The organism is Acidihalobacter prosperus (genome assembly GCF_000754095.2).
GTDB lineage: Bacteria > Pseudomonadota > Gammaproteobacteria > DSM-5130 > Acidihalobacteraceae > Acidihalobacter > Acidihalobacter prosperus.
The window spans coordinates 241498-264209 of record NZ_JQSG02000006.1 but is presented as its reverse complement, the minus strand read 5'-3'; the positions used below and the strand labels follow the sequence as shown (position 1 = coordinate 264209).

Annotated in this window: 20 protein-coding genes and 1 riboswitch; of the genes, 8 read left to right on the top strand and 12 right to left on the bottom strand. The window is 66.3% G+C overall.

Annotated elements, in window-relative coordinates; all coding sequences use genetic code 11:
- The 8 genes from THPRO_RS11970 to gshB all read right to left on the bottom strand — a co-directional run bounded on the left by THPRO_RS11970 (position 1) and on the right by gshB (position 6706).
- Positions 1–882 (bottom strand): dihydroorotate dehydrogenase electron transfer subunit, encoded by an 882-nt coding sequence (locus THPRO_RS11970; protein WP_065089688.1) that lies wholly within the window; start codon positions 880–882, stop codon positions 1–3.
- Positions 879–2171 (bottom strand): dihydroorotase, encoded by a 1293-nt coding sequence (locus tag THPRO_RS11965; protein ID WP_038089919.1) that lies wholly within the window; start codon positions 2169–2171, stop codon positions 879–881. Before THPRO_RS11965 ends, THPRO_RS11970 begins: the two co-directional genes overlap by 4 nt.
- The gene (locus THPRO_RS11960) at positions 2168–3169 is read right to left on the bottom strand and encodes an aspartate carbamoyltransferase catalytic subunit (RefSeq protein WP_038089916.1); all 1002 of its coding nucleotides are present in this window, start codon (positions 3167–3169) and stop codon (positions 2168–2170) included. The genes THPRO_RS11965 and THPRO_RS11960 overlap by 4 nt, the downstream gene beginning before the upstream one ends.
- Complete coding sequence (pyrR, locus tag THPRO_RS11955; protein WP_038089913.1) at positions 3166–3693, bottom strand: bifunctional pyr operon transcriptional regulator/uracil phosphoribosyltransferase PyrR; 528 nt, start codon at positions 3691–3693, stop codon at positions 3166–3168. The genes THPRO_RS11960 and pyrR overlap by 4 nt, the downstream gene beginning before the upstream one ends.
- Complete coding sequence (gene ruvX, locus THPRO_RS11950; RefSeq protein WP_161489982.1) at positions 3690–4133, bottom strand: Holliday junction resolvase RuvX; 444 nt, start codon at positions 4131–4133, stop codon at positions 3690–3692. Before ruvX ends, pyrR begins: the two co-directional genes overlap by 4 nt.
- 39 nt (positions 4134–4172) lie before the next feature.
- Positions 4173–4736, bottom strand: coding sequence for a YqgE/AlgH family protein (locus THPRO_RS11945; RefSeq protein WP_065089862.1), 564 nt, complete (start codon positions 4734–4736; stop codon positions 4173–4175).
- 47 nt (positions 4737–4783) lie between these two features.
- Positions 4784–5677, bottom strand: coding sequence for an energy transducer TonB (locus THPRO_RS11940; protein ID WP_038089908.1), 894 nt, complete (start codon positions 5675–5677; stop codon positions 4784–4786).
- 66 nt (positions 5678–5743) lie between these two features.
- Entirely contained in the window at positions 5744–6706 is a 963-nt protein-coding gene (gene gshB, locus THPRO_RS11935) for a glutathione synthase (RefSeq protein WP_236717307.1), read from the bottom strand.
- Positions 6707–6938: 232 nt separating this feature from the next.
- Here gshB and THPRO_RS11930 point away from each other — a divergent pair, with 232 nt between their 5' ends.
- The 8 genes from THPRO_RS11930 (at position 6939) to THPRO_RS11895 (ending at position 18089) form a co-directional block, all read left to right on the top strand.
- Positions 6939–7286, top strand: coding sequence for a response regulator (locus THPRO_RS11930; protein WP_052064358.1), 348 nt, complete (start codon positions 6939–6941; stop codon positions 7284–7286).
- Between the two features lie 113 nt (positions 7287–7399).
- Positions 7400–7765, top strand: coding sequence for a response regulator (locus THPRO_RS11925; protein ID WP_038089906.1), 366 nt, complete (start codon positions 7400–7402; stop codon positions 7763–7765).
- Positions 7766–7781: 16 nt separating this feature from the next.
- Positions 7782–8327, top strand: a complete 546-nt coding sequence (locus THPRO_RS11920) for a chemotaxis protein CheW (RefSeq protein ID WP_065089687.1) — start codon at positions 7782–7784, stop codon at positions 8325–8327.
- Between the two features lie 73 nt (positions 8328–8400).
- Positions 8401–10488, top strand: coding sequence for a methyl-accepting chemotaxis protein (locus THPRO_RS11915; protein WP_065089686.1), 2088 nt, complete (start codon positions 8401–8403; stop codon positions 10486–10488).
- 54 nt (positions 10489–10542) lie between these two features.
- Positions 10543–15963, top strand: a complete 5421-nt coding sequence (locus tag THPRO_RS11910) for a hybrid sensor histidine kinase/response regulator (RefSeq protein WP_065089685.1) — start codon at positions 10543–10545, stop codon at positions 15961–15963.
- Positions 15964–15997: 34 nt separating this feature from the next.
- Positions 15998–16471, top strand: a complete 474-nt coding sequence (locus tag THPRO_RS11905) for a chemotaxis protein CheW (RefSeq protein ID WP_038093471.1) — start codon at positions 15998–16000, stop codon at positions 16469–16471.
- Positions 16472–16473: 2 nt separating this feature from the next.
- Positions 16474–17166 (top strand): helix-turn-helix domain-containing protein, encoded by a 693-nt coding sequence (locus THPRO_RS11900; protein WP_038093472.1) that lies wholly within the window; start codon positions 16474–16476, stop codon positions 17164–17166.
- Between the two features lie 62 nt (positions 17167–17228).
- The gene (locus tag THPRO_RS11895; RefSeq protein ID WP_038093475.1) at positions 17229–18089 is read left to right on the top strand and encodes a DMT family transporter; all 861 of its coding nucleotides are present in this window, start codon (positions 17229–17231) and stop codon (positions 18087–18089) included.
- Positions 18090–18147: 58 nt separating this feature from the next.
- On the opposite strand, the gene THPRO_RS11890 is transcribed toward THPRO_RS11895, so the two are convergent.
- From THPRO_RS11890 to metK, 4 genes are all read right to left on the bottom strand, one after another.
- Positions 18148–18882, bottom strand: a complete 735-nt coding sequence (locus tag THPRO_RS11890) for a 16S rRNA (uracil(1498)-N(3))-methyltransferase (protein ID WP_038093526.1) — start codon at positions 18880–18882, stop codon at positions 18148–18150.
- Between the two features lie 5 nt (positions 18883–18887).
- A complete protein-coding gene (metF, locus tag THPRO_RS11885; RefSeq protein ID WP_038093529.1) occupies positions 18888–19751 on the bottom strand; it encodes a methylenetetrahydrofolate reductase [NAD(P)H] in 864 nt (287 codons plus the stop codon).
- Between the two features lie 73 nt (positions 19752–19824).
- A complete protein-coding gene (gene ahcY / locus THPRO_RS11880; RefSeq protein ID WP_065089684.1) occupies positions 19825–21240 on the bottom strand; it encodes an adenosylhomocysteinase in 1416 nt (471 codons plus the stop codon).
- Between the two features lie 16 nt (positions 21241–21256).
- Positions 21257–21342, bottom strand: a riboswitch (S-adenosyl-L-homocysteine riboswitch).
- Between the two features lie 32 nt (positions 21343–21374).
- Positions 21375–22559 (bottom strand): methionine adenosyltransferase, encoded by a 1185-nt coding sequence (gene metK, locus THPRO_RS11875; protein WP_038093478.1) that lies wholly within the window; start codon positions 22557–22559, stop codon positions 21375–21377.
- Positions 22560–22712 lie beyond the last annotated feature (153 nt).

Genomic DNA, 22712 nt, shown 5'->3' with positions numbered 1-22712 from the left:
CTAGTGGCCGAAGGCGACCATGGCGGCGTCGAACACGGGTCCGTCAACGCATACGCGCTTCATCGCCGGCCCTTCCGGGGTGTTCACTCGCACGGTGCAGCCGGCGCAGCCGCCGACCGCGCAGGCCATGTATTCCTCTAGCGAAACCTGCGCGGGCAGATCGAAATCGCGTGCCAGCGAGGCGACTGCGGCCAACATGGGGTGCGGGCCGCAGGCGAAGATTTCCACCTCCGCGCGCGCCTCGGCGGACAGACCGTCCAGCCAGTGGCGGGCCAGATCGGTGACGTAGCCCTCGTGACAGCCGGCATAGCCCCGCAGGCTGGCGAGCCGCGAGGGGATGCCCCAGTCCTCCAGCAGTGGCATCGCCGCGATCACGCCTTCGGGCACGCCGGACAGCATGATCTGCGAGGGTTTGGCGCGGAACGGGAAGGGCACTTCGGAGCCAAGGATTGCGAAGGGGCTGTAATCCGGCTGCCGGCGCAGACGGTCGGCGAGGAATACCATCGGCGGAATGCCGACGCCGCCGCCGATCAGCAACGGGCGTCGCCGCTGCGGGTGCGGCGCGAAGGGGCGGCCGATCGGCCCCATCAGGCTGATCGTGTCGCCCTTCGCGCGGCGGGCGAGCAGGCCGGTGCCGTAGCCCACGGCCTTGTAGAGAAATTCCACCCAGCCGGCCTCGGGATCGACGCGCATGATCGACAGCGGGCGTCGCAGCGGCAGCATGGGGTCGCAGCTCAGGTGCACGAAGCTGCCGGGTTCCGCGTGCGCCGCGCAGCGGGGCGCCTGCACGCGCAGGATGTACTGGCCGGCGTCATGCGCCTGGTGCGACAGCACCGTGGCGTCCTCGACGAAGATGGTGTTGCGGTGCGGTTTGGCATTCATGCGTGCGGATCGCTGTCTGCAGAGGATTGGTAGACCGGCTCGCCGCGCACCAGGGTGTGGCGCACGCGGCCGCGTAGCGCCCAGCCCTGGAAGGGCGTGTTGCGGCCGCGACTGTGCAGCTGCTCGACGTCCAGGGTCCATTCGGCGTCGGCATCGAACACGCACACGTCGGCGGCGGCACCCGCGGCGAGGCTGCCGGCGCGCAGGCCCAGCGCCCTTGCCGGCCGGCAGGTGACGCGCGCAATGGCCTCGGGCAGCGTCAGCTGGCCCTCGTCGACCAGACGCAGGCAGAGCGGCAGCAGGGTTTCCAGCGAGGAGATGCCGGGTTCGGTGGCGGGGAAAGGCATCAGCTTGGCATCGTCCTCGTGCGGCTGGTGGTCGGAGCAGATGGCGCAGAGGGTGCCGTCTGCGACGCCGGCGCGCAGCGCCTCCAGGTCACGGCTGTTGCGCAGCGGCGGCAGCACGTGGCACAGGGCGTTGAAGTCGGCCACGTCCATCTCGGTGAGGAACAGCTGGTGCGCGGCCACATCGCCGCTGACCGGCAGACCGTCGGCGATGGCGCGCTGCAGGGCGCGGACGCCGGCGGCGCTGGACAGGCGGCCGAAGTGCACGCGCGCGCCGGTCTGCTCGACCAGCGCCAGGATCTGGCCCAGGGCGGCGGTCTCGGCCGCCACTGGGATGCCCGGCAGGCCGAGGCGCGAGGCGACCGGTCCTTCGTGCGCACAGCCTTCCGGCATCAGTGCGCGTTCGAGCGGCTGCACGACCACGATCAGGTCGAGGCTGGCGGCGTATTCGAGAGCGCGGCGCAGGATCAGCGGGCTGGCGAGCGGATGCAGGGCGTTGCTCACGGCCACGCAGCCGGCGTCGCGCAGGGCGGCCATTTCGGTCAGGTGGTGGCCGTCAAGGCCCTGGGTCAGCGCGCCGATCACCGCCACGCGGGCGGCATGTGCGTTGCGGCCCTTTTGCCGCACCAGGCGGACGTCGGCCGGGCTGTCGATGGGGGGCACGGTGTCCGGCATGGCGCACACGGTGGTGATGCCGCCGGCCGCCGCCGCTCGGCATTCGGAGGCGACGGTGGCCTTGTGTTCCTGGCCCGGTTCGCGCAGGCGCGCGGCGAGGTCGACCAGCCCCGGGATGACCGAGAGTCCGCGCGCGTCGATGCGTTCGTCGGGCTGGAAGTCGGCCATGTCGAGGCCGACGATGCGGCCGTCGGCGATGGCGAGGTCGGCGATTCGGTCGATGCCGGCGGCCGGGTCGATGACGCGTCCGCCCTGGATCAGGCGCCTCATGCGCGCACCTGTGGGTTGACGCCCATGACCATGCTCATCACCGCCATGCGCACGGACAGGCCGTAGGTCACCTGACGCAGGATCACGGAATGCGGTCCGTCGGCGACCTCCGAGGCGATTTCGACGCCGCGGTTGGCCGGCCCGGGATGCATCACGATCGCCTCCGGGTGGGCCAGTGCCAGGCGTCTGGCGTCCAGCCCGTAGCGCTGGAAGTATTCGTGCTCGCTAGGGATGAAGGCGCCCTGCATGCGTTCCTTCTGCAGGCGCAGCATGATGATCACATCCACGTCCTTCAGGCCTTGTTCCATGTTGTGATAAACCTGCACGCCGAGCTGTTCGACGGCGGCGGGCAGCAGGGTGCGCGGACCGATGACCCGCACTTCGCCGGTGGCGAGGGTGTTGAGCGCGTGGATCTGCGAGCGGGCCACGCGCGAATGCAGCACGTCGCCCACGATGGCCACGCGCAGCTTCGAGAGCTCGCCTTTGTGGCGACGGATGGTGAAGACGTCAAGCAGGGCCTGCGTGGGGTGGGCGTGGCGCCCGTCGCCGGCGTTGAGCACGCTGATGTGCGGGGCCACGTGGCGTGCGATGAAATGGGCCGCGCCGCTGTCCGCGTGGCGCACCACGAACATGTCGCACTGCATCGCCTCGAGGTTGCGCAGGGTATCGAGCAGGGTTTCGCCCTTGGTCGTCGCGGAGGCATTCATGTTGAGGCTGAGCACATCGGCCGAGAGCCGCTTGGCGGCCAGTTCGAAGGTGGTGCGGGTGCGCGTGCTGGCCTCGAAGAACAGATTGGCGACCGTCTTGCCGCGCAGCAGCGGCAGTTTCTTCACGCCCTGGTCGTTCATGCCGGCGAAGGACTCGGCATTGTCCAGAATCTGCTCGATCAGGGGGCGTCCGAGTCCTTCGATGGTCAGCAGGTGGCGCAGCCGCCCGTCTTCCAGTTGCATGCGCGTGGGCAGCGGCCCCGGGCGGTGAGGCGCGGGCAGGGCGTTCATGGCGTCGGCACCTCCCGCTCGCTCAGGGTCAGCGTCAGTGGTTCGGGGCCGTTGAGCTTGATGCGCTGCGTCGGCGCCAGATCGTCGTAGCGCGCGCCGACGACGTCGGCCGCGATCGGCAGTTCGTGGCCGCCGCGGTCGATCAGGGTCGCGAGCAGCACCCGGGCGGGACGGCCGAAGTCGAAGATTTCGTTGAGCGCGGCGCGTACGGTCCGGCCGGTATGCAGCACGTCGTCGACCAGGATCACCAGTTGGCCGTCGACGCTCCAGGGCAGGCGCGAAGGGCGGATGTGCGGGTGCAGCCCGCCGTGTGCGAGGTCGTCGCGATAGTAGGTGATGTCGAGGGTGCCCATGGGCTGGTCGAGATCGAGGCGCCGGTGCAGCCCCCCGGCGACCCATACGCCGCCGGTGTGGATCCCGATCAGATGGGCCTGACCCTCGTGTTCGGCCAGGGGCGCGCGCAGGGCGTCGGCCATGTGGTCGAGCAGCGGCTCGACGTCGGGCAGGCGGGTACTCGAATTCATGGGGTCTCGCTGCGATTCGGGGCGGATGGAAGCGGGATCGAGGCCAGGTAGTCGCGCAGCAGCACGGCCGCGGCCTCCTGGTCGATGTCGGGCTTGCGGATGGGGCCGCGGCTGCCGTCGCCGCGCTGGCGGCGCAGTTCGGTTTCAGCCTCGCGGGAGCTCAGGCGTTCGTCGATCAGACTGACCGGCAGGTCGTAGCGGCGGCCCAGCGCGGCGGCGAAGCCTTCGGCCGCCGTGGTCAGCGGCGTCACGCTGCCGTCCATGCGGGTGGGGCGGCCTACGACCACGTCGCTGGGCGCCCAGTCGCGCATCAGCCGATCGATGGCTGGCCAGTCCGGTTGGCCGCCGGGCATGCCGAGCGTGGTCAGCGGGCGCGCCGTACCCGTGATGCGCTGGCCGACCGCCACGCCGGTGCGTCGGGTGCCGTAATCGAAGCTCATAACCGTGCCGCCTGCCGTCATTGCCGCTGCGTCGTCCGTTCAGGCATGGCCGATATCGCCGGTCACGAGGTTGAGGTCGACGCCTAGGCGGCTGGCGGCGGTTTCCCAGCGCTGTGCGGTGGCGGTCTCGAACAGGATCGATTCCTCCGCGGGCAGGGTCAGCCAGGCGTTGCCGGTGAGTTCGGCTTCGAGCTGGCCGGGACCCCAGCCAGCGTAGCCGAGCAACACCATGGCGTCCCGCGGTTCGCCGTCGCGGGCCATCGCGGCGAGAATGTCGCGCGAGGCCGTCAGCCCCAGCGTGGGCGTCAGCTTGATGGTGGTGCCCCAGTCGCCGAGCGGGCGGTGCAGGACAAAGCCGCGTTCCTGTTCGACCGGGCCGCCATAGTGGACGGGGCGTTCCTGCAGCGACGCGTCCGTGCTTTCGATCCGCATGTGTTCGAGCAGCTCGCCGAGGCCGAGGTCGAGCGGGCGGTTGACGACCACGCCCATCGCGCCTTCTTCGGAGTGTTCGCAGATCAGCGTGAGCGTGCGCGTGAAGTTTGGATCCTCGAGCCGCGGCATCGCGATCAGGAAGTGGTTGGAGAGGGAATCGATGGGCGCCATGCGCATAGTATCCGGTGGCCGGCAATGTGCTGGCAAGCCGACGCGACTCAGCGATTCGCCGTGGTGCGCAGCTCTCCGCTTCGGAATATCCAGGTACGGGTGATCATCAGCTGGTCGTACTGTTTGCGCATGGCGGCCGGAAAGGGCGGGAAGGGCGAGGCCAGGCGCACGATGCGCTTGGCAGCGTCGTCGAGCACGGCGGAGCCGGAGGATTGCGCCACTACGATCTTGAGGACGTGCCCGGTATGGGAGATGAGAACGTTGAGGATCAGGCGTCCGTGCAGGCGGTCGCGGATCGCGGCGTCGGGATAATTGAGGTTGCCGACGCGTTCCACGCGGCGCACCCAGTGGGCGAGATAGCCGGCCTCGACCGCGGTCTTGGCATTGACCGTATCCAGGAACAGGCGACGCGGGCGCTGGTTGTAATCCTCTGTTTCGCGGCGAATTTCGGCGGTCAGCCTGGCCTGTTCGAGCTGTAGCTGAAGCAGGCGCTGGTTGTCGGGCGTGGCCTGGCTGCGGGGGCCGCGGGTGCGGGCCTCGGGAGGCAGGCTGTAGTCGGCGTTGTCGCTGGTGAGCACATCGCGGTGCTTGTGTTCGGCGGTGGCCGGCGGGGTCATCGCCATTTGCGGGACCGGCGCCACGCCGTCGGTGCGGTTCGGGTTGAGCGCGAAGAAGGGGCGTCCGGGGTGCCCGGCCCGATCGCTGCTGCCGCTGGCCCGTTGATTGGCCTGGGCGATGTAGTTGGCTTCCTTGGGCGCCTTGTCGGCGGCAGTCTGCACCAACAGCACGTTGAGCGCGGGCGGCTGCCGCTGCACCTGTTCCGAGAGGGCCTTGAACGACAGGCCGAGGATCAGAATGCCGTGCACCGCGACCGCCAGGAACAGGGTCAGGCCGAGGCGGTCCTTGTCGGTGATGGGCGCTGGCGGAGTCGTATTTTTCATGCAGGCCGCGTTCGTTTTCCGGGAGCAGTGTACCCGCCGTCGGTGCGAGCGACTAGTCGCCTATGCCTATGCGCGCGGCCGTGCGAGCCGGTTTTCGACGACTTCCATGAGCTGGCCGGCGATATCGAGGCCATGCGCCGCGTCCAGCTCGCGGATGCAAGTCGGGCTGGTGACGTTGATTTCGGTGAGATAGTCGCCGATGACGTCGAGGCCGACGAACAGCAGCCCGCGACGACGCAGCTCGGGCGCCACCTCGGCGCAGATCCAGCGGTCGCGTTCGTTCAGCGGCACCGCCACGCCCTGGCCGCCTGCGGCCAGATTGCCGCGCGACTCGCCGGGCGCCGGCACGCGGAGCAGCGCGTAGGGCACCGGCTCGCCATCGATCAACAGAATGCGCTTGTCGCCGTCGACGTATTCGGGGATCAGGCGTTGCGCCATCACCGTGCGTCGGCCGCGTTCGGTGATGGTCTCCAGGATGACGCTGGTATTGGGGTCGCCCGCGCGTACGCGAAAGATGGATTCGCCGCCCATGCCGTTGAGCGGTTTGAGGATGATGTCGCCGAATCCCTTGGCGAAGGCGCGCAGTCTGCCCATGTCGCGACTGACCAGCGTCGGCACGGTGCATTGCGGGAACCAGGCGGTGAACAGTTTCTCGTTGGCGTCGCGCAGGCTGGACGGGCGGTTGATCACGAGGCAGCCCTCGCGCTCGGCCAGATCCAGCAGATAGGTGCTATACAGATATTCGAGGTCGAAGGGCGGGTCCTTGCGCATCATCACAGCGGATATCTCAGCCAGCGGTCGATCGACCGCGTCGCCTAGCGTGAACCAGTCCGCAGGGTCGTCGCGTACCTCGACTGGGCGGCAGGCGGCGTGGACACGGCCGTCGCGTAGATACAGATCGCCCTGTTCGAGGTATTCGAGCGTCCATCCGCGGCGCTGGGCGGCGAGCATCATGGCGAAGGTGCTGTCCTTCTTGATATTGATCCGGCTGATGGGGTCCATGAGGACGGCAAGGTGGCGGGTGGGCATGGGATAGCTCGTGACGGTGGATGGGAGGCACATCGGGGATCCAGAGTCTAGCGCATGACCGTGTCCCGGCGCAGGCTTGCGAGGGGCGTTTGCGCCTCGCTCGGCAGATGGGGTACATTCGGACGTCATGTTAGGCGTAGCGGCCAGCGGGGGTGATGAGTTGAGCGTGACGGATGCCAAGCAGGTCGACGGTGCGGCGAGAGCCGATGCCGGAGACGCGCCCCTCAGGGTGATGGTGATCGACGACAGCAAGACCATCCGGCGTACCGCCGAAACCCTGCTCAAGAAAGAAGGGTGCGAAGTGGTGACCGCCAACGACGGCTTCGAGGCGCTGGCCAAAATCGCGGAATTCCGCCCGGATATCATTTTCGTCGATATCATGATGCCGCGACTGGACGGGTATCAGACCTGCGCGCTGATCAAGCAAAATGGCGCTTTCCGCAAGACGCCTGTGATCATGCTGTCCAGCAAGGACAGCATTTTCGACAAGGCGCGCGGCCGCATCGTCGGCTCGGAGGAATATCTGACCAAGCCCTTTACGCGGGATGACTTGCTCGACGCAATCAGAAAATTTACATGAGCGTCCAGGCCCTGCCGGACTCGTGACGAGCACCGTCGAGACGTGGCGGTACGAATTAGAATAAATTCATTCAGAGTGCATAGACGGCCAAGGCCACAGGAGACTAGGAAGCGATGGCGCATATATTGGTAGTGGACGATTCGCCTACCGAGCTGCATGTCATCAAGGGCATGCTGGAGAAGAACGGATTCCAGGTCACGGCAGCGCAAAGCGGTGAAGAAGGCGTCGATATCGCGCGCCGCCTCAAGCCCGATCTCGTGCTGATGGATGTGGTCATGCCCGGACTCAACGGTTTCCAGGCGACCCGCCAGCTAGCGCGCGAGCCGGAAACCTCGAAGATCCCGATCATCATGGTGACCACCAAGGATCAGGAAACCGACAAGGTCTGGGCCATCCGGCAGGGCGCGCGCGACTATATCGTCAAGCCTGCCAAGGAGAAGGATCTGGTGGAGCGGGTCAAGGGCCTGTTGGCGTCCTGAGCGGCGGTTCCGATCCATGTCCGCCATCGAGCAACGTTCGCCCTACGATTATCTGGTGCAGCTGGAGCGCAAGTGCCGCGTGGCCTCTCCCGGCCTGCCGGTCGCCGAGGCCCAGCAGCAGCAATGGTCGGGCGTGCTGTTCAATCTCGCCGGCTACGAGCTGGTGGCGCCGATGAGCGAGGTGGCGGAAATCGGCGATATGCTCCCGGTCGCGCGCCTGCCCGGCGTGAAGCCCTGGGTAATGGGACTGGCCAACATGCGCGGCAACCTGGTGGCGATCATCGATTTGCGGCGATACCTGTTTGCCACGGATGCATCCGCGACGGAGGCGGGGCGATTGCTGGTGATCCGCCATGGCGGGTCGCTGGTGGGCCTGCGCGTGGACACGGTCATCGGAATGCGCCACTTCCTGGAGACGCAGCGCACCGGCGACACACCCTCGTTGCCGCCTCCTCTCGAGGCCTGCGTGGTCGAGGGGTTTCTCGATCAGGGCATGGTCAAACCGGTTTTCAGTATCAGGCGCCTGGTGAACGATCCGGCGTTCCAGGACGCAGCATTGTGAGCCGCCTTTCGCGCGGTGCATGGTGCGAGCGGTTCCGGGGTCCGGAACCGATTGTCAGCTTGGAGAAATACGCATGAAGTCACCGACAAAGACGGATCGGCAGAAGATCGGGCTCAGCCGACGCTTTGCGCTCCTGTTCGCCCTGCTGCTGCTTTTCCTGCTGTTGGCGGGTGCGGCCTTCGTTTATACCGCGATCCAGCAGCGGCACTATCAGCGCTTTACGCACCTCAATGCCGAGCAGCAGTTGCTTTCCCAGCAGCTCGCCGCCACGGCGCTGGAGGCCGCAAGCGGCAATCAGATGGCTTTCAAGCGCCTGGCGGAACAGCGCGACCGCTTCGACGCCACGATGCGCGAGTACAACCTGGACGGCAAGGGACCCGGTCCGGTGCTGCCGGGCACGCTGCGGCCGCAGTATGAGCGCCTCGACACGATGTGGCAGACCTATCGCGATGGTCTCGACTCGATCCTCAAGGGCAAGCAGGCGGTCGCCGACATCACCCGATACGTGCACGACGTCAACCAGTACGTGCCCAAGCTGCTGGCCTATTCGGATCAGGTGACGACCGCGCTGGTGAAGCACGGAGCGAGCCCGCAGGAAATCTACGTGGCCGAGCGTCAGACACTGCTCGCGCTGCGCATCCAGAACAGTCTGGCGCGGGTGCTGCAAGGCGGCGAAGGCGCGTCCACCGCCGCCGACCAGTTCGGCCGCGACGCGACACTTTTCGGCAACGTCCTTCAGGGATTGCTGACCGGCAACGCCTCCATGAAAATCGTGGCGGTCAAGGATGAGCAGACGCGTGAAATCCTGCGCCAGATCGCGATGCTGTTCAGCTCGGTGAGCGACCATGTGGCCACGATTCTCGAACTGGCGCCCCGACTGTTTGCGATCAAGAACGCCTCCGCGCGGCTGCAGGCCAATTCGCCGCAGTTGCTGGGTGCCACCGGCGATCTGGCAAACGCGCTGAGAACCCACTACAGCCGTCTGGGCCTGATCGATCTCGCCGGCTACGTACTCGGCGGTCTGGCGCTGTTGGTACTGATCCTGCTGGGTGCCCTGATGTATCGCGACTCACAGCGTCGTCTGGCGGTGACCACCGAGCAGAACCGGCGTAACCAGCGCGCGATCCTACGATTGCTCGACGAAATGACCAACCTTGCCGAGGGCGACCTCACGGTCCACGCCACGGTGACGGAGGACATCACCGGCGCCATCGCCGACTCGGTCAACTACGCCATCGACGCGCTGCGCAGCCTGGTGACCACCATCAACCAGACCTCTGTGCAGGTGGCGACCGCGGCCGAGAAGACGCAGACCACGGCGCTGCGCCTGGCCGACGCCAGCGGCCATCAGGCGCGCGAGATCGCTTCCGCCTCGGCGGCCGTCACGGACATGGCGGACTCCATCGAGCGGGTGTCCAAAAACGCCATGTCGTCGGCGGACGTGGCCAAGAAATCGGTCGAGATCGCGGCCAAGGGCGCCGCCACGGTGCGACGTTCCATCGACGGCATGGACACCATCCGCGAACAGATCCAGGACACCGCCAAACGCATCAAGCGTCTGGGCGAAAGCTCGCAGGAAATCGGCGACATCGTCGGCCTTATCAACGACATCGCCGACCAGACCAACATCCTGGCGCTGAACGCCGCCATCCAGGCGTCTGCAGCGGGCGAGGCCGGTCGCGGCTTCGCGGTGGTGGCCGACGAAGTCCAGCGCCTCGCGGAGCGCTCCGCCAACGCCACGCGCCAGATCGAGGCGCTGGTCAAGGCCATTCAGGCCGACACCAGCGAGGCGGTGCTGTCGATGGAACAGAGCACCTCGAACGTGGTGGCGGGAGGGCAGCTGGCCGGCGATGCCGGCGACGCGCTGGCCGAGATCGAGAGCGTGTCGAACCAGCTGGCCAAGCAGATCATGACCATCGCCAGTGCCGCACGGCAGCAGGCGGCGGTGGCGGCGAACGTGACCAATACCATGAACGTGATCCAGGAAATCACGATGCAGACCTCGGATAGCACGCACGAGACGGCCCAGTCGATCGGTCAGTTGACCGAGCTTGCCGCCGAGCTGCGGCGCACGGTGGCCGGCTTCAAGCTGCCGGACAGCGAGGATACGGACACGGTCGTACTCGACGATGGCGGTGCTTCGGATATCGAGGCCGCCTGATCCCGCGGGCGGCGACCGGCCGTATTCCGGCCCGGATGAAAGGGTGGTTTGCCAATGAAGCACGAAACGACCGTCGAATTTGATGTGCTCGGCTGGGTCAAGCCTGAGCTCGATGCCTTGCTGGATCGCGCTAGGCAGTCGCTCGAATCGTATATCGAAGATGGCAACCGCGATCAGGAGCGCCTGAAACAGACCGTCAAGCTGCTTCGTCAGGTGAGGGGCACGCTGCAGGTGGTCAATCTCGCCGGGGCCGTGATGCTGGCGGAGGAGATGGAGGCCCTTGGCGACGCCCTGCTCGGCGACCGCGTCGGCAACGTCGATGCCGGGCTGGGGGTCTTGTCCGCCGCCGTGCTGCAATTGCCCGATTACCTTGAGTATGTGCAGTCCGGACATCCCGACACGCCGATCGTGATTCTGTCGCTTCTCAACGACCTGCGCGCCGCGCGTGATGCGGAACTGCTGTCGGAAGCCGTGGTCTTTCTGCCGGATTTGGCGAACGAAGGCCCCGAAACGCTCACCGCCACGGTCGAAAATGCGTCTCGCGTGGCTCTGGAGGCCAAGCGCAGGCGCCACCAGTACCAACTGGGTCTGCTGGGTCTTTTCCGCGAGCAGGATGTCGAGAAATCCCTGTCGCGCATGCTCGAAGTGGTCGATGCCCTGGAAGGTGCCGCCGGCGAAGCGGCCGCCAAGCGTTTCTGGTGGGTGGCCGGCGCAATGCTCGAGGGTGCGAATCGGGTCGAGTTGCCGGTGGCGGTCAAGTTGTTGCTGGGTCGCGTGGACCGGGAGATCAAACGTCTGATCGATCAGGGCGAAACCGCCTTCGCTGCGGGGTTGGGCGACGAACTGCTCAAGAACCTGCTTTTTTATGTCGCGCGCGCGGAAACCACCAGTCCGCGCGTCGAGGCCGTCCAGGAAACGTTCCACCTCGACGAGCTGTTGCCGCGCACATTGACGCTCGAAGCGGCGCAGCGCGAATTGTCTGCGCCGAATCTCAAGTTGCTGGAAACGGTGTCGAACGCAATCCGCGAGGATCTGGCCGACGTTCGCGACCGGCTAGAAATCTATACCCATGCAGAGAACGTGACGCTGTCGGATATCGGCGCGGTGGCGGAACGCATGCGCCGCATCGGTGATACCCTCGGCATGCTGGGGCTCGGTGATGCCCGCGATCGCGTGAGCGATCAGTCTCGCCATATCGAGCGGATGAGCCAGGGAGAGGTGCCGCCCAGCCGCGAACAGCTGCTTGATCTGGCCGAGACCATGCTGGCTGTCGAGGATAGCCTGCAGGCGTTGCTGGCGCGCCGACGCGGGGAAGCGCCAGTGGCCGACGGCGAGAGTCCGCATCACGACATCACGGCCGCCGGAATCGGCGAGGCGCTGCGGGAGATCGGGCAGGTCAAGGAAGCCCTGATCGGTTATCTTGCATCGCCGAGCGAACCGGACGGACTCGCTGGCGTGCCGGATCGCCTGGGCGATCTGTCGGCTGCCCTGTCGGTGATGGGCGTGTCCGAACCCGTCGCGCCGTTGGGACAAATCCGTGAGCAGTTCTCGGCGTTGCTCGCGGGCAGCGTAGCGGCGGAGCCGGCCTGGCTGGATCTGCTGGCCGATGCGACCACGGCAATCGAGATGTATTTGGAGGCCCGGGCCGGCCGCCGCCCAGGTCAGCCGGCGTTGCTGGCGCGGGCTGAGGAGGCGCTCGCACAGTTGCGCGAAATGACGGGCACTGCCGCGACCCGCGACGCTACCGCGCTTGCGGATACGGACGCACTGGTGGATGAAACGCAGGTCGACTGGGATCCTGCCGAGCCGCTCGACGATATGGCCGTGACGGCCATCGTGCCGGCGCCCGAGCCGCCGAAGGCTCCAGACGTTTCCTTCGAGATGCAGGCGGCGCCCGCCGACGCACCGGCGAGCGAGGAAACGCCCGGTTGGCGGATGCTGAAGCCGGATGCGGATCCCGAAATTCTGGAGATATTCCTCGAGGAGGCCGAGGAAGAATACCAGCGCATACTTTCGCTGGTGCCGCGCTGGCGCGCCGACCGCCAGGATCTGGCGGCCCTCCAGGAACTGCGCCGTTCGTTCCACACGCTCAAAGGCAGCGGTCGTCTCGCCGGTGCCGAATGCATGGGTGAATTCGCCTGGGCCTTCGAGAGCATGCTCAACCAGGTGCTGGATCAGCGGGTACCGGTACAGGAAATGCACTTCACCCTCCTGGACGAGGCCATTCCGGCTTTGCAGGCGCTGATCGTGCAGTTGCAGGGCGGGCCTGCGCCCGCCACCGACATCCGCCAGCTTGCCGCACGCGCGGGTCGGGTCGGGCAGCCGCTAGAAGAGGCGGACGAGACTGTTCCGGTCGAGGCATCGGAAGCGCCAAGCGAACCTGCGCAGACGCCGGCTGGCGTCGATGAGATCGACGCCGAGCGAAATGCCGCCTCGGAGACGCTGACCACGATGTCGACGGACGATTCGCCGGAGCCGGAGCCGGAGCCGGAGCCGGAGCCGGAGCCGGAGCCGGAGCCGGAGCCGGAGCCGGAGCCGGAGCCAGAGCCAGAGCCAGAGCCAGAGCCAGAGCCAGAGCCAGAGCCAGAGCCAGAGCCAGAGCCAGAGCCAGAAATTGAGGCTGCGGCTGAGGTGCCGAGGCTGGATCCAGTGTTGCTCGATATCTATACGCGCGAATCGAGACAGCATTTCTCCGTGATCGACGATTTCTTGAGCGCGGCCAGGGGGGCCGCCGGCCCGGTCGAGATCAGCGAGGCATTCCTGCGTGCGCTGCATACCATCCACGGCAGCGCGCAGACGGCGGGGGTGCCCGAAATCCACGAGGTGTTTGCGCCTCTCGAAGGGATCGCCAAGCACCTGGTCGAATCCCATCGCGGACTTTCGGCCTCACTGCTGGACCTCTACGGGGCCGCCAATGATGCAGGGCGCGCCGTGCTGAGCGCCCTGGTCGCCCAGCGCACGTCCCTGCCCGACACCAGTGTGCTGCGCGAACAGGCGCTGAGCGCGCTGGCCGATGCCGAGGTCAGCGTTCTGGATCAGCAGAGCGAGCGCCTGTCGAGGCCGCAGGAAGCGGGGCCGCCCGACAAGGTGGAGACGCTGGATCCCGAACTGGTAGGTATATTCCTCGACGAGGCCGACGAGCTGATGGAGGGGGCGGAATCCGCGGTGGCCGCGTGGGAATCGTCGGAAGGCGAGGCGCTGACCGCCATCGGCATGTTGCAGCGGCATCTGCACACGCTCAAGGGCGGCGCGAGGATGGCCGAATTCACCACCATCGGCGATTTGACCCACGCACTTGAGACCTGTGTCGCGCGGATGGCGGAACGCACCTCATCGCCGGACGAGGCAGGTTTCGCGTTGTTGCACGCTGCGTTGGACCAACTCAGCGAAATGCTTGAACAGGCGCGCGCGGGTGGCACGATCTACCCGCAGATGGGCATGATCCAGCGCCTGGACGCCTACGGTCAGAGCGGCGCCGCCGCGTGGATGGACGAGGCCGACGAAGCGCCCGCCGCCCAGTCCACGCCAGAGATGCCGGACGGCGCCCCGGGTGCTGCTGCCTCGACCTCGGTGCCATCGAGAGAGGCGGCGGACGAGGCTGCTGAGGCAGAGGCCCGTGGGGCGGCCAGCGACCATTTGCGAGTACGAGCCGCGTTGCTTGACGGTCTCGTCAACCATGCCGGCGAGGTCAATATCTACCATGCGCGGCTCAAGCAGCAGGTGGTAGGCCTGGGTTACAACTTGGCGGAGCTGCGTCAGACCTCGACCCGCCTGCGCGAACAGCTGCGCAAGCTGGAGTTGGAAACCGAGGCGCAGATTCTGTTCCGCTACGAGCAGGAGCATGGCGAGCTGCCGGAACAGAACGCCGATTTCGACCCATTGGAGCTGGACCGTTATTCGAATATGCAGCAGCTTTCGCGCGCGCTGGCGGAAAGCGTCAGCGATCTTTCCAGTATCGAAGAGCTGATGGCCGACCAGCTGCGCGATGCGGAAACACTGCTGCTACAGCAGGCCAGGGTCAGCACCGATCTGCAGGATGGCCTGATGCGCACGCGGATGGTGCGCGTGGGCGGATTGTCCTCGCGCCTGAACCGGGTCGTCCGGCAGACGGCGGCGGAATTGGGCAAGCGCGTGACACTGGATTTCGAAGGCGCAGAGCACGAGGTCGATCGCACCATCCTCGACCATCTGGTCGCGCCGCTCGAACACATGCTGCGCAATGCCGTGGCCCATGGCATCGAGTTGCCGGCTGCGCGCCGGGAAGCCGGGAAGCCGGAGCAGGGGCGGATTGTCGTACGCTTCAGCCGCGAGGGTAGCGAAATCGTGGTGGTCGTCGAGGACGACGGGCGCGGTATCGATGCGGAGGCCGTGAAGCGACGCGCGACCGCGCAAGGACTCATCGACGCGGGCACGGAGCTGGACGACGAACAGACGCTGCAACTGATTCTGGAAACCGGGTTCAGTACGGCGACCGAGGTCAATCAGATCGCGGGGCGCGGTGTCGGCATGGATGTGGTCGCGCGCGAGGTGCGTCAGCTTGGCGGCGTGCTGTCGATCGGTTCGGAGCTGGGTAGGGGCGCTCGCTTTACCTTGCGACTGCCGTTCACATTGACGATCACCCAGGCGCTTTTGGCGCAGTCCGCAGAGGATCTTTATGCGGTCCCGTTGTCCGGTATCGAAGGCGTGGTCAGGTTGCCGACGCGTGTGCTTGGGGAGTTCTTCGCGAGCGAGGAACCCGTCTACGAGTACCTTGGAAACCGCTATCGTCTCAAGCGGCTGGATGCGCTGTTCGGCGATAAACCGGGGCTGCTGCCCGATCATGAGGGCGTATACCGTCCCGTGCTGATGCTGCGTTCCGGCGAACAGCGCATCGCGTTGATGGTCGACGGCCTGCTGGGCAGTCGCGAGGTTGTGGTCAAGACCCTGGGTGCGCAGCTAAGCAAGCTCAGGGGCGTGGCGGGGGCCACGATCCTGGGGGATGGTCGTGTGGTGTTGATTCTCGACGTGCCAAGCCTGGTTCGGCTGGCGAGCATCAGCCTGATACGCAGCGAAGGCGGCGACGAAGCGCTGCAACCCTCGTCCGGCCACGAAATGCCGGCACGACAGACCGTGATGGTGGTCGACGATTCGATCACCATCCGCAAGGTGACCGCGCGGATGCTCGGACGCGGCGATTATGAGGTCATGTCGGCCCGCGACGGCATGGATGCGGTGGCGCAACTCGACGAACGCACCCCGGACCTGATTCTGACCGACATCGAAATGCCGCGTATGGATGGTTATGAGCTGGCTTCCTACCTGCGCAACGATGCCCGCTTCAGGGATATCCCGGTGATCATGATCACTTCGCGCAGTGGTGAAAAGCATCGCCAGCGTGCGCTCGAACTGGGCGTGGACCGATATTTGGGCAAGCCCTATCAGGAGCAGGAGCTGATGGACAATATCCGCGAACTGCTAGCCGGCCGGGGGGCATAGTAATGACTGGCCTTTACGGGTTGTGGGGGCGCGCATGGCGGTGAGCGGCATCGGCAGTCTGCTGGTCGAGTTGGTCAGCCAACGGCGATGGGTGATTCCGCAGGCCATCTTGGCGGAAATCGTGCCGGCAGACCCGCTCCAGGCGATTCCAGGCCCCGAATGGCTGCGGGGCTGGCTGGCGTGGCGTGGCCAGCAGGTGGCAGCGGTCGAGCCCGCCGTGTTCTGCGGTCTTGGCGGCGCGGAAGAGGCGCCGGTCAGTCGATATGCGGTGATTTACGCGCTGGAGCATTTGCCGGGACTGAGCTACTACGCGTTACCGCTAGCGGCTATTCCCCACCCCATGCGGCTGAGCGCCGAGGACCTGATTGCCGATTCGGCGGCCACGCTTTGCGAGCTTGAGGCTTACCAGGTCGCGCTTGGCGAGCATGTCGCCGCAATCCCCGATTTCGCCGCGCTTGAACGGCGTCTGGCAGCACAACTCGCCGGGGCTCAGGCGACCAGCGCATAGGCATGTCGCCTAAACAACCGCAATCTACACTCGCGATCCGTGCTTACGATGCGGCGCCAGGCGCCCACGCGCATGCGCACACGCAGGTGTTGTGGGCATTGCAGGGAACGCTGGAATTGGAGATCGAGGGTCAGGGCATGTGCCTGCGGGAAGGCGAAGCCTTGCTGCTGAGGCCAGGGGAACATCACGATTTTCATTCCCGTGCCGGGTGTCGATGCTTGGTGCTGGACAGCCACGATCACCACTGGGCAGGGCGCGCCCAGCGTCCGCGCAACGCGGCGACGGCGCATAAGCTTGCGCAGTATCTCGCGCTGGCGATGATTGGCGATCACGCCGTTTCGGCACAACTCGGCGTCATGTTGCTGGCCCGGGACTGGGGGGCGACGGGCACACGCATGCGGTCGCGTCGCGATGTCGACTGGGCCGAGATGACGGATTGGGTCCTGCGCAACCTCAGCCGCCCGCTGACGACTGCGGATCTGGCCGCGCACGTGTGGCTCAGCGAAAGTCGGTTCCGGAGCCGATGCGTGGAGGCGCTGGGGTGCAGCCCGATGGCATGGGTACGTGCACTGCGTCTCGAACATGCCCGCTTGTTGCGCGCGGGCGGTACGCCCTGGCAGCAGGTGGCGCGTCGTACCGGCTACGCGTCGGCGGCCGCATTGATGGCCGCGTTGAAACGCCCAGGACAGTCTTAGACGATCGTTTCCCGCAATCACGGCAGGCGCCTGCCGTGATGGGCGCCGACTAGCATGATCGCATGAGGTCGGACATCCTGGCATTGCTGGCGATACTGTTGTGGTCGGGGTTGGCCCCGCTCGGCGTTGCCCTGCATCATGTGCCGCCTTTTCTGCTTACGGGGGCCGGCCTGTTGGTGGGCAGCATGGTGGCCTTGCCGCTGTCGGGTTTCCGCGTGCATGGCTGGAGGGTGCCGTTCGTAACCTTGGCGGTAGGCGCCGGTGGGCTGTTCGGCTTTCATTTCCTGCTGTTCATGGCTTTGCGTCACGCGCCGCCCGTGCAGGCGAACCTGGTCAATTATCTATGGCCGCTGGGTATGGTGTTGATGGCACCGCTCTACCAGCCGGGGCTGCGTTTCGAATGGCGTCATGTCCAGGCCGGTGTGCTTGGGTTTGCCGGTGCCGCGATCGCGATACTGTCGCCGTCCACCGCAACGATGGGTCATTCACCGGGCTTTCAAATCGGCTATGCGTATGCGCTGGGTTCCGCGTTTGTATGGGCCAGTTTCTCGCTGCTGGTGAAACGTCTGCCTCGCTATCCGACAGCAGCCGTGGGCGGCTTCTGCGCCGTTGCGGGGGGGCTGGCGTTGATCTGTCACGCGTGGTTTGAACCCGCGGTCTCACTGTCCATGCGTGACTGGCTTTTGCTGGCGACGCTGGGTCTGGGGCCGCTGGGCAGCGCGTTCTTTTTATGGGACGCCGCCCTCAAGTGCGGTGATCCGCGCCGTATCGGTGTGTTGGCGTTTCTAACCCCGCTGGTATCGACACTGTTGCTGGTCTGGACGCATCACCAGACATTGACCATCCCGCTCGTGCTGGCAACGATGATGATCGTCGGAGCGATATTCTGGGTGAGCCTTCCGTTCAGGCGAGCCGCGCAGTGAGGATGGGGGGCTCAAGGCTCCCTTCAAGACAAGCAAACAACGGGCTTTTGGGGGGGAGCTAGTGCAGGTCGCCCCATCGGGCTTGCGCCAGCGCCAGCGCGGCGATGGCAGCGGTTTCGGTGCGCAGCACGCGCGGACCCAGGCGTACGGGGGCGACGCCGGCATCGCGGGCACGTGCGACTTCCTCGTCGGCGAAGCCGCCTTCGGGACCGATCAGTAGCTGCAGTGCCTCCGGCTCGGCCAATTGCAGGTCGCCCAGGGCGGTCGCCGCGCGCGGATCGAGCATCAGTCGCGGCGGGGCTTGAGCGATGTCATCCAGCCATTCGTCGAACGTGACGGGCGGCAGCAGCTCCGGCAGGTGGCTGCGGCCGCTCTGCTCGCAGGCGCTGATCGCGATGGCGCGCCAGTGCGCCATGCGCCGCGCCAGGCGGTCGGGCGGTATGCGCTGGCTGCGCAGGCAGGTCAGCGGCAGGATGCGCCGCACACCTAGCTCCACGGCCTTCTGGATCGTCAGGTCCATGTGATCCCCCTTGCTGATGCCTTGCACCAGGCCGAGATCCAGCGCGGATTCGGTGGCGTTGTCGGCGGCGGCGTGGACCGTGACCCGAGCTTCGCGCCGACCGACCTGCGTGAGCCGTGCACGGTAGTCCCGGCCGTCGCCGTTGAACAATACCAGTTCCGCGCCTTCGCAAAGGCGCAGTACCTGCACGCAATGCCGGAACGCGCCGTCAGGCAGCGCCAGGCCGTCATCGAGGGCGAGACTGCGCTCGACGTACAGGCGTGGTACCCGCATCGTGGTCAGGCGCCGGGGGTCGGAAGGCCCAGCCGCTGCCATAGGCTCAGCGTGGGTTCGGACTGGTTCATGGTGTAGAAGTGCAGGCCGGGCGCGCCGCCCGCGAGCAGACGTTCGCACAGCGAGGTGACCACATCGAGGCCGAAGGCGCGTATCGACTCGCGATCGTCGCCGTAGGCCTCCAGGCGCTTGCGTATCCAGCGCGGAATCTCGGCACCGCAGGCATCGGAAAAGCGGGCGAGCTGGGCGTGGTTGGTGATCGGCATGATGCCGGGTACCACCGGGATGTCCAGACCCATGTCTGCGCACTCGTCGACGAAACGGAAGTAGGCGTCGGCATTATAGAAATACTGCGTGATCGCGCTGTCGGCACCGGCCTCGACCTTGCGCTTGAAATGCAGCAGGTCGTCGCTGGCGCTACGTGCCTGCGGATGGATTTCGGGGTAGGCCGCGACCTCGATGAAGAAGTGGTCTCCGGTTTCCTCGCGGATGAACGCGACGAGTTCGTTGGCGTAGCGGAACTCGCCGATGTCGTGCATGCCGGAGGGTAAGTCGCCGCGCAGGGCGACGAGGTGGCGGATAGCGTGTTTGCGGTAGGTGTCGAGGGTTTCGCGAATATGCTCGCGGGTACTGCCGACGCAGGACAGGTGGGGCGCGGCGTCGATGCCGGAATCGCGTTGTATCTCGAGCACCGTGCCGAGCGTGCGCGCCTGGGTCGAGCCGCCCGCGCCGTAGGTCACCGAGAAAAATCGCGGGCCTAGCTCGGCGAGGGTCTGGCGGACAGCGCGCAGGCGTTCGCCCGCTTCGTCGGTCTTGGGCGGGAAGAATTCGCAGCTGTATATCTTGGGATAATCGGCTTGGGATGGCATCGGCATTGTCCGGTGGCCGGAGCCGGCGAAGCCGGCCCCGTGCCTGGTTTGGCCATACGATCGAGGCAGGCGCTCAGTAGCGGTAGTGCTCGGGCTTGTAGGGGCCGTCGACGGGGACGTCGATGTAGCTGGCCTGGTGATCGCTCAAACGCGTGAGATGCGCGCCGATCTTTTCCAGATGCAGGCGAGCCACTTCCTCGTCGAGCTTCTTGGGCAGCACATAGACCTTGTTCACGTATTGGCCATCGTTGTTGAACAGTTCGATCTGCGCCAGCACCTGATTGGTGAAGCTGTTCGACATCACGAAGCTCGGGTGCCCGGTGGCGCAGCCGAGGTTCACCAGACGGCCCTCGGCGAGCAGGATGATGCGGCGGCCGCTGGGGAAGATGATGTGGTCGACCTGCGGCTTGATGTTGTCCCAGGTGTACTGGCGCAGACTGGCGACGTTGATCTCGCTGTCGAAGTGGCCGATGTTGCACACGATCGCCTGGTCCTTCATCGCGACCATGTGGTCGTGGTCGATCACGTGGAAGTTGCCGGTGGCGGTGACGAAGATGTCGGCCAGCGGCGCGGCTTCGTCCATGGTCACCACGCGGTAGCCCTCCATCGCCGCCTGCAGCGCGCAGATCGGGTCGATCTCGGTCACCCATACCGTGGCGCCCAGGCCGCGCAGGCTCTGCGCGCAGCCCTTGCCCACGTCCCCATAACCGGCGACCACGGCGATCTTGCCGGCGATCATCACGTCGGTGGCACGCTTGATGCCGTCCACCAGCGACTCGCGGCAGCCGTAGAGATTGTCGAACTTGGACTTGGTCACCGAGTCGTTGACGTTGAAGGCCGGGAAGGGCAGGCCGCCGGTCTTCTCCATGTGGTAGAGGCGGTGCACGCCGGTGGTGGTTTCCTCGGTCACGCCCTGGATGCTTGCGGCCAGTTTGCCGTAGAAACCGGGCTGGCCGGCAAGGCGTTCGCGCATGGCGGCGAAGAGGGCGACCTCTTCCTCGTTTTCAGGCTCGCCGAGCACGCTCGGATCCTTTTCCGCTCTGGCGCCCAGCGTGACCGCCAGGGTGGCGTCGCCGCCGTCGTCCAGGATCATGTTGGCCGGGCTGCCGTCGGGCCAATAGAGGATGCGGTGGGTGAAGTCCCAGTATTCCTCCAGGGTTTCGCCCTTGTAGGCGAACACCGGCACGCCGCTGGCGGCGATCGCGGCGGCTGCGTGGTCCTGGGTCGAGTAGATGTTGCAGGAGGCCCAGCGCACCTCGGCGCCGAGCGCGGTCAGCGTCTCGATCAGTACCGCKGTCTGGATGGTCATGTGCAGGCTGCCGGCGATGCGGGCGCCCTTGAGCGGTTGGCTGGCGGCGTATTTCTCGCGCAGTGCCATGAGGCCCGGCATTTCGGTCTCGGCGATGGCGATTTCCTTGCGCCCCCAGTCGGCGAGGGCGAGGTCTTTCACGAGGTGGTCGTGTGTGGAATCGTTCACGATGGCGTTCATGGGTGTTCTCCACGTCCGTTCGCGAGCGCCGTTGCAATGGATGAATGGCCGCGCCGCCAGGCCTGGCAGGGGATATGCCCTGTTGCAACGCTCCCCGGCGGCGCGGTGTCTGCCCGTGGTGGGCGAGGACGGCGTTACATCGCGCCGGCCTTGGATGTCGGCGCGCCCGCGGCCTCGGCGAGCTGCTCGGCGCGATCGGTGCGCTCCCAGGGCAGGTCGACGTCGGCGCGTCCGAAGTGGCCGTAGGCCGCGGTCTGCCGGTAGATCGGGTGCAGCAGGTCGAGCATGGTGATCAGGCCCCAGGGGCGCAGGTCGAAATGCTCGCGCACCAGGGCCTCGATGCGTTCGTCCGGGATGCGCCCGGTACCGAAGGTGTCGATGCTGATCGAGGTCGGCTCGGCCACGCCGATCGCATAGGACACCTGGATTTCGCAGCGCGAAGCCAGCCCGGCGGCGACGATGTTCTTGGCGACGTAGCGGCCGGCATAGGCCGCGGAGCGGTCGACCTTGGACGGGTCCTTGCCGGAGAAGGCACCGCCGCCATGGCGTGCCATGCCGCCGTAGGTGTCGACGATAATCTTGCGTCCGGTGAGGCCGCAGTCGCCGACCGGGCCGCCGATCACGAACTTGCCGGTCGGATTGATGTGGTAGCGCGTGTCGGCGTCGAGCCATTCCGCGGGTACCACCGGGCGGATGATGTGCTCCATCACCGCCTCGTGCAGATCCTTCTGCGACACGGCCGGGTCGTGCTGGGTGGATAGGACCACGGCGTCGACGCCGACCGGCTTGCCGTTGTGGTAGCGGAAGGTGACCTGGCTCTTGGCGTCCGGACGCAGCCACGGCAGCGTGCCGTCCTTGCGCACCTCGGCCTGACGGCGTACCAGCCGGTGCGCATAGGTGATCGGCGCGGGCATGAGTACGTCGGTTTCGTCGCTGGCATAGCCGAACATCAGGCCCTGGTCGCCGGCGCCCTGGTTTTCCCGGGATTCCCGGTCGACGCCCTGGGCGATGTCGGGCGATTGTTTGCCGACGGCGACGATAACCGCGCAGCTGGAGCCGTCGAAGCCGAGGTCGCTGTGGTTGTAGCCGATCTGGTTGACGGTCTCGCGGACCAGCGCCTCGTAGTCGATCTGTGCGGTCGTGGTGACCTCGCCCGCAAGCACCACCATGCCGGTCTTGACCAGGGTCTCACAGGCCACGCGCGCATGTTTGTCGGTTTTTAGAATGGCGTCGAGAACCGCGTCCGATATCTGGTCGGCCATCTTGTCGGGATGGCCTTCGGATACCGACTCGGAGGTAAACAGGTGCTCGTAGCTCATGGATGCGTGGACCTCAATGCGAGGCGCCGGTGGCGCGGTGTTGTCGGTGGGGATTCTTCAAGCCTGCAAGTGTAACCGAGCCCGTCGTGACATTTCACCCATTATGCCGTCGGGGTATCGCCTCGGGGCCGGCAGGCGCCTGCTAGGCGGGCA

Excerpts from the sequence above, each read along its gene's own strand:
- THPRO_RS11930 (WP_052064358.1), top strand. The coding sequence starts at position 6,939 with ATGGTGATCGACGACAGCAAGACCATCCGGCGTACCGCCGAAACCCTG.
- THPRO_RS11940 (WP_038089908.1), bottom strand. The coding sequence starts at position 5,677 with ATGAAAAATACGACTCCGCCAGCGCCCATCACCGACAAGGACCGCCTC.
- metF (WP_038093529.1), bottom strand. The coding sequence starts at position 19,751 with ATGCCATCCCAAGCCGATTATCCCAAGATATACAGCTGCGAATTCTTC.
- THPRO_RS11920 (WP_065089687.1), top strand. The coding sequence starts at position 7,782 with ATGTCCGCCATCGAGCAACGTTCGCCCTACGATTATCTGGTGCAGCTG.
- THPRO_RS11895 (WP_038093475.1), top strand. The coding sequence starts at position 17,229 with ATGAGGTCGGACATCCTGGCATTGCTGGCGATACTGTTGTGGTCGGGG.
- THPRO_RS11905 (WP_038093471.1), top strand. The coding sequence starts at position 15,998 with ATGGCGGTGAGCGGCATCGGCAGTCTGCTGGTCGAGTTGGTCAGCCAA.
- THPRO_RS11910 (WP_065089685.1), top strand. The coding sequence starts at position 10,543 with ATGAAGCACGAAACGACCGTCGAATTTGATGTGCTCGGCTGGGTCAAG.
- THPRO_RS11965 (WP_038089919.1), bottom strand. The coding sequence starts at position 2,171 with ATGAGGCGCCTGATCCAGGGCGGACGCGTCATCGACCCGGCCGCCGGC.
- THPRO_RS11960 (WP_038089916.1), bottom strand. The coding sequence starts at position 3,169 with ATGAACGCCCTGCCCGCGCCTCACCGCCCGGGGCCGCTGCCCACGCGC.
- THPRO_RS11900 (WP_038093472.1), top strand. The coding sequence starts at position 16,474 with ATGTCGCCTAAACAACCGCAATCTACACTCGCGATCCGTGCTTACGAT.
- gshB (WP_236717307.1), bottom strand. The coding sequence starts at position 6,706 with ATGCCCACCCGCCACCTTGCCGTCCTCATGGACCCCATCAGCCGGATC.
- THPRO_RS11890 (WP_038093526.1), bottom strand. The coding sequence starts at position 18,882 with ATGCGGGTACCACGCCTGTACGTCGAGCGCAGTCTCGCCCTCGATGAC.
- THPRO_RS11925 (WP_038089906.1), top strand. The coding sequence starts at position 7,400 with ATGGCGCATATATTGGTAGTGGACGATTCGCCTACCGAGCTGCATGTC.
- pyrR (WP_038089913.1), bottom strand. The coding sequence starts at position 3,693 with ATGAATTCGAGTACCCGCCTGCCCGACGTCGAGCCGCTGCTCGACCAC.
- THPRO_RS11970 (WP_065089688.1), bottom strand. The coding sequence starts at position 882 with ATGAATGCCAAACCGCACCGCAACACCATCTTCGTCGAGGACGCCACG.
- THPRO_RS11945 (WP_065089862.1), bottom strand. The coding sequence starts at position 4,736 with ATGGCGCCCATCGATTCCCTCTCCAACCACTTCCTGATCGCGATGCCG.
- THPRO_RS11915 (WP_065089686.1), top strand. The coding sequence starts at position 8,401 with ATGAAGTCACCGACAAAGACGGATCGGCAGAAGATCGGGCTCAGCCGA.
- metK (WP_038093478.1), bottom strand. The coding sequence starts at position 22,559 with ATGAGCTACGAGCACCTGTTTACCTCCGAGTCGGTATCCGAAGGCCAT.
- ruvX (WP_161489982.1), bottom strand. The coding sequence starts at position 4,133 with ATGAGCTTCGATTACGGCACCCGACGCACCGGCGTGGCGGTCGGCCAG.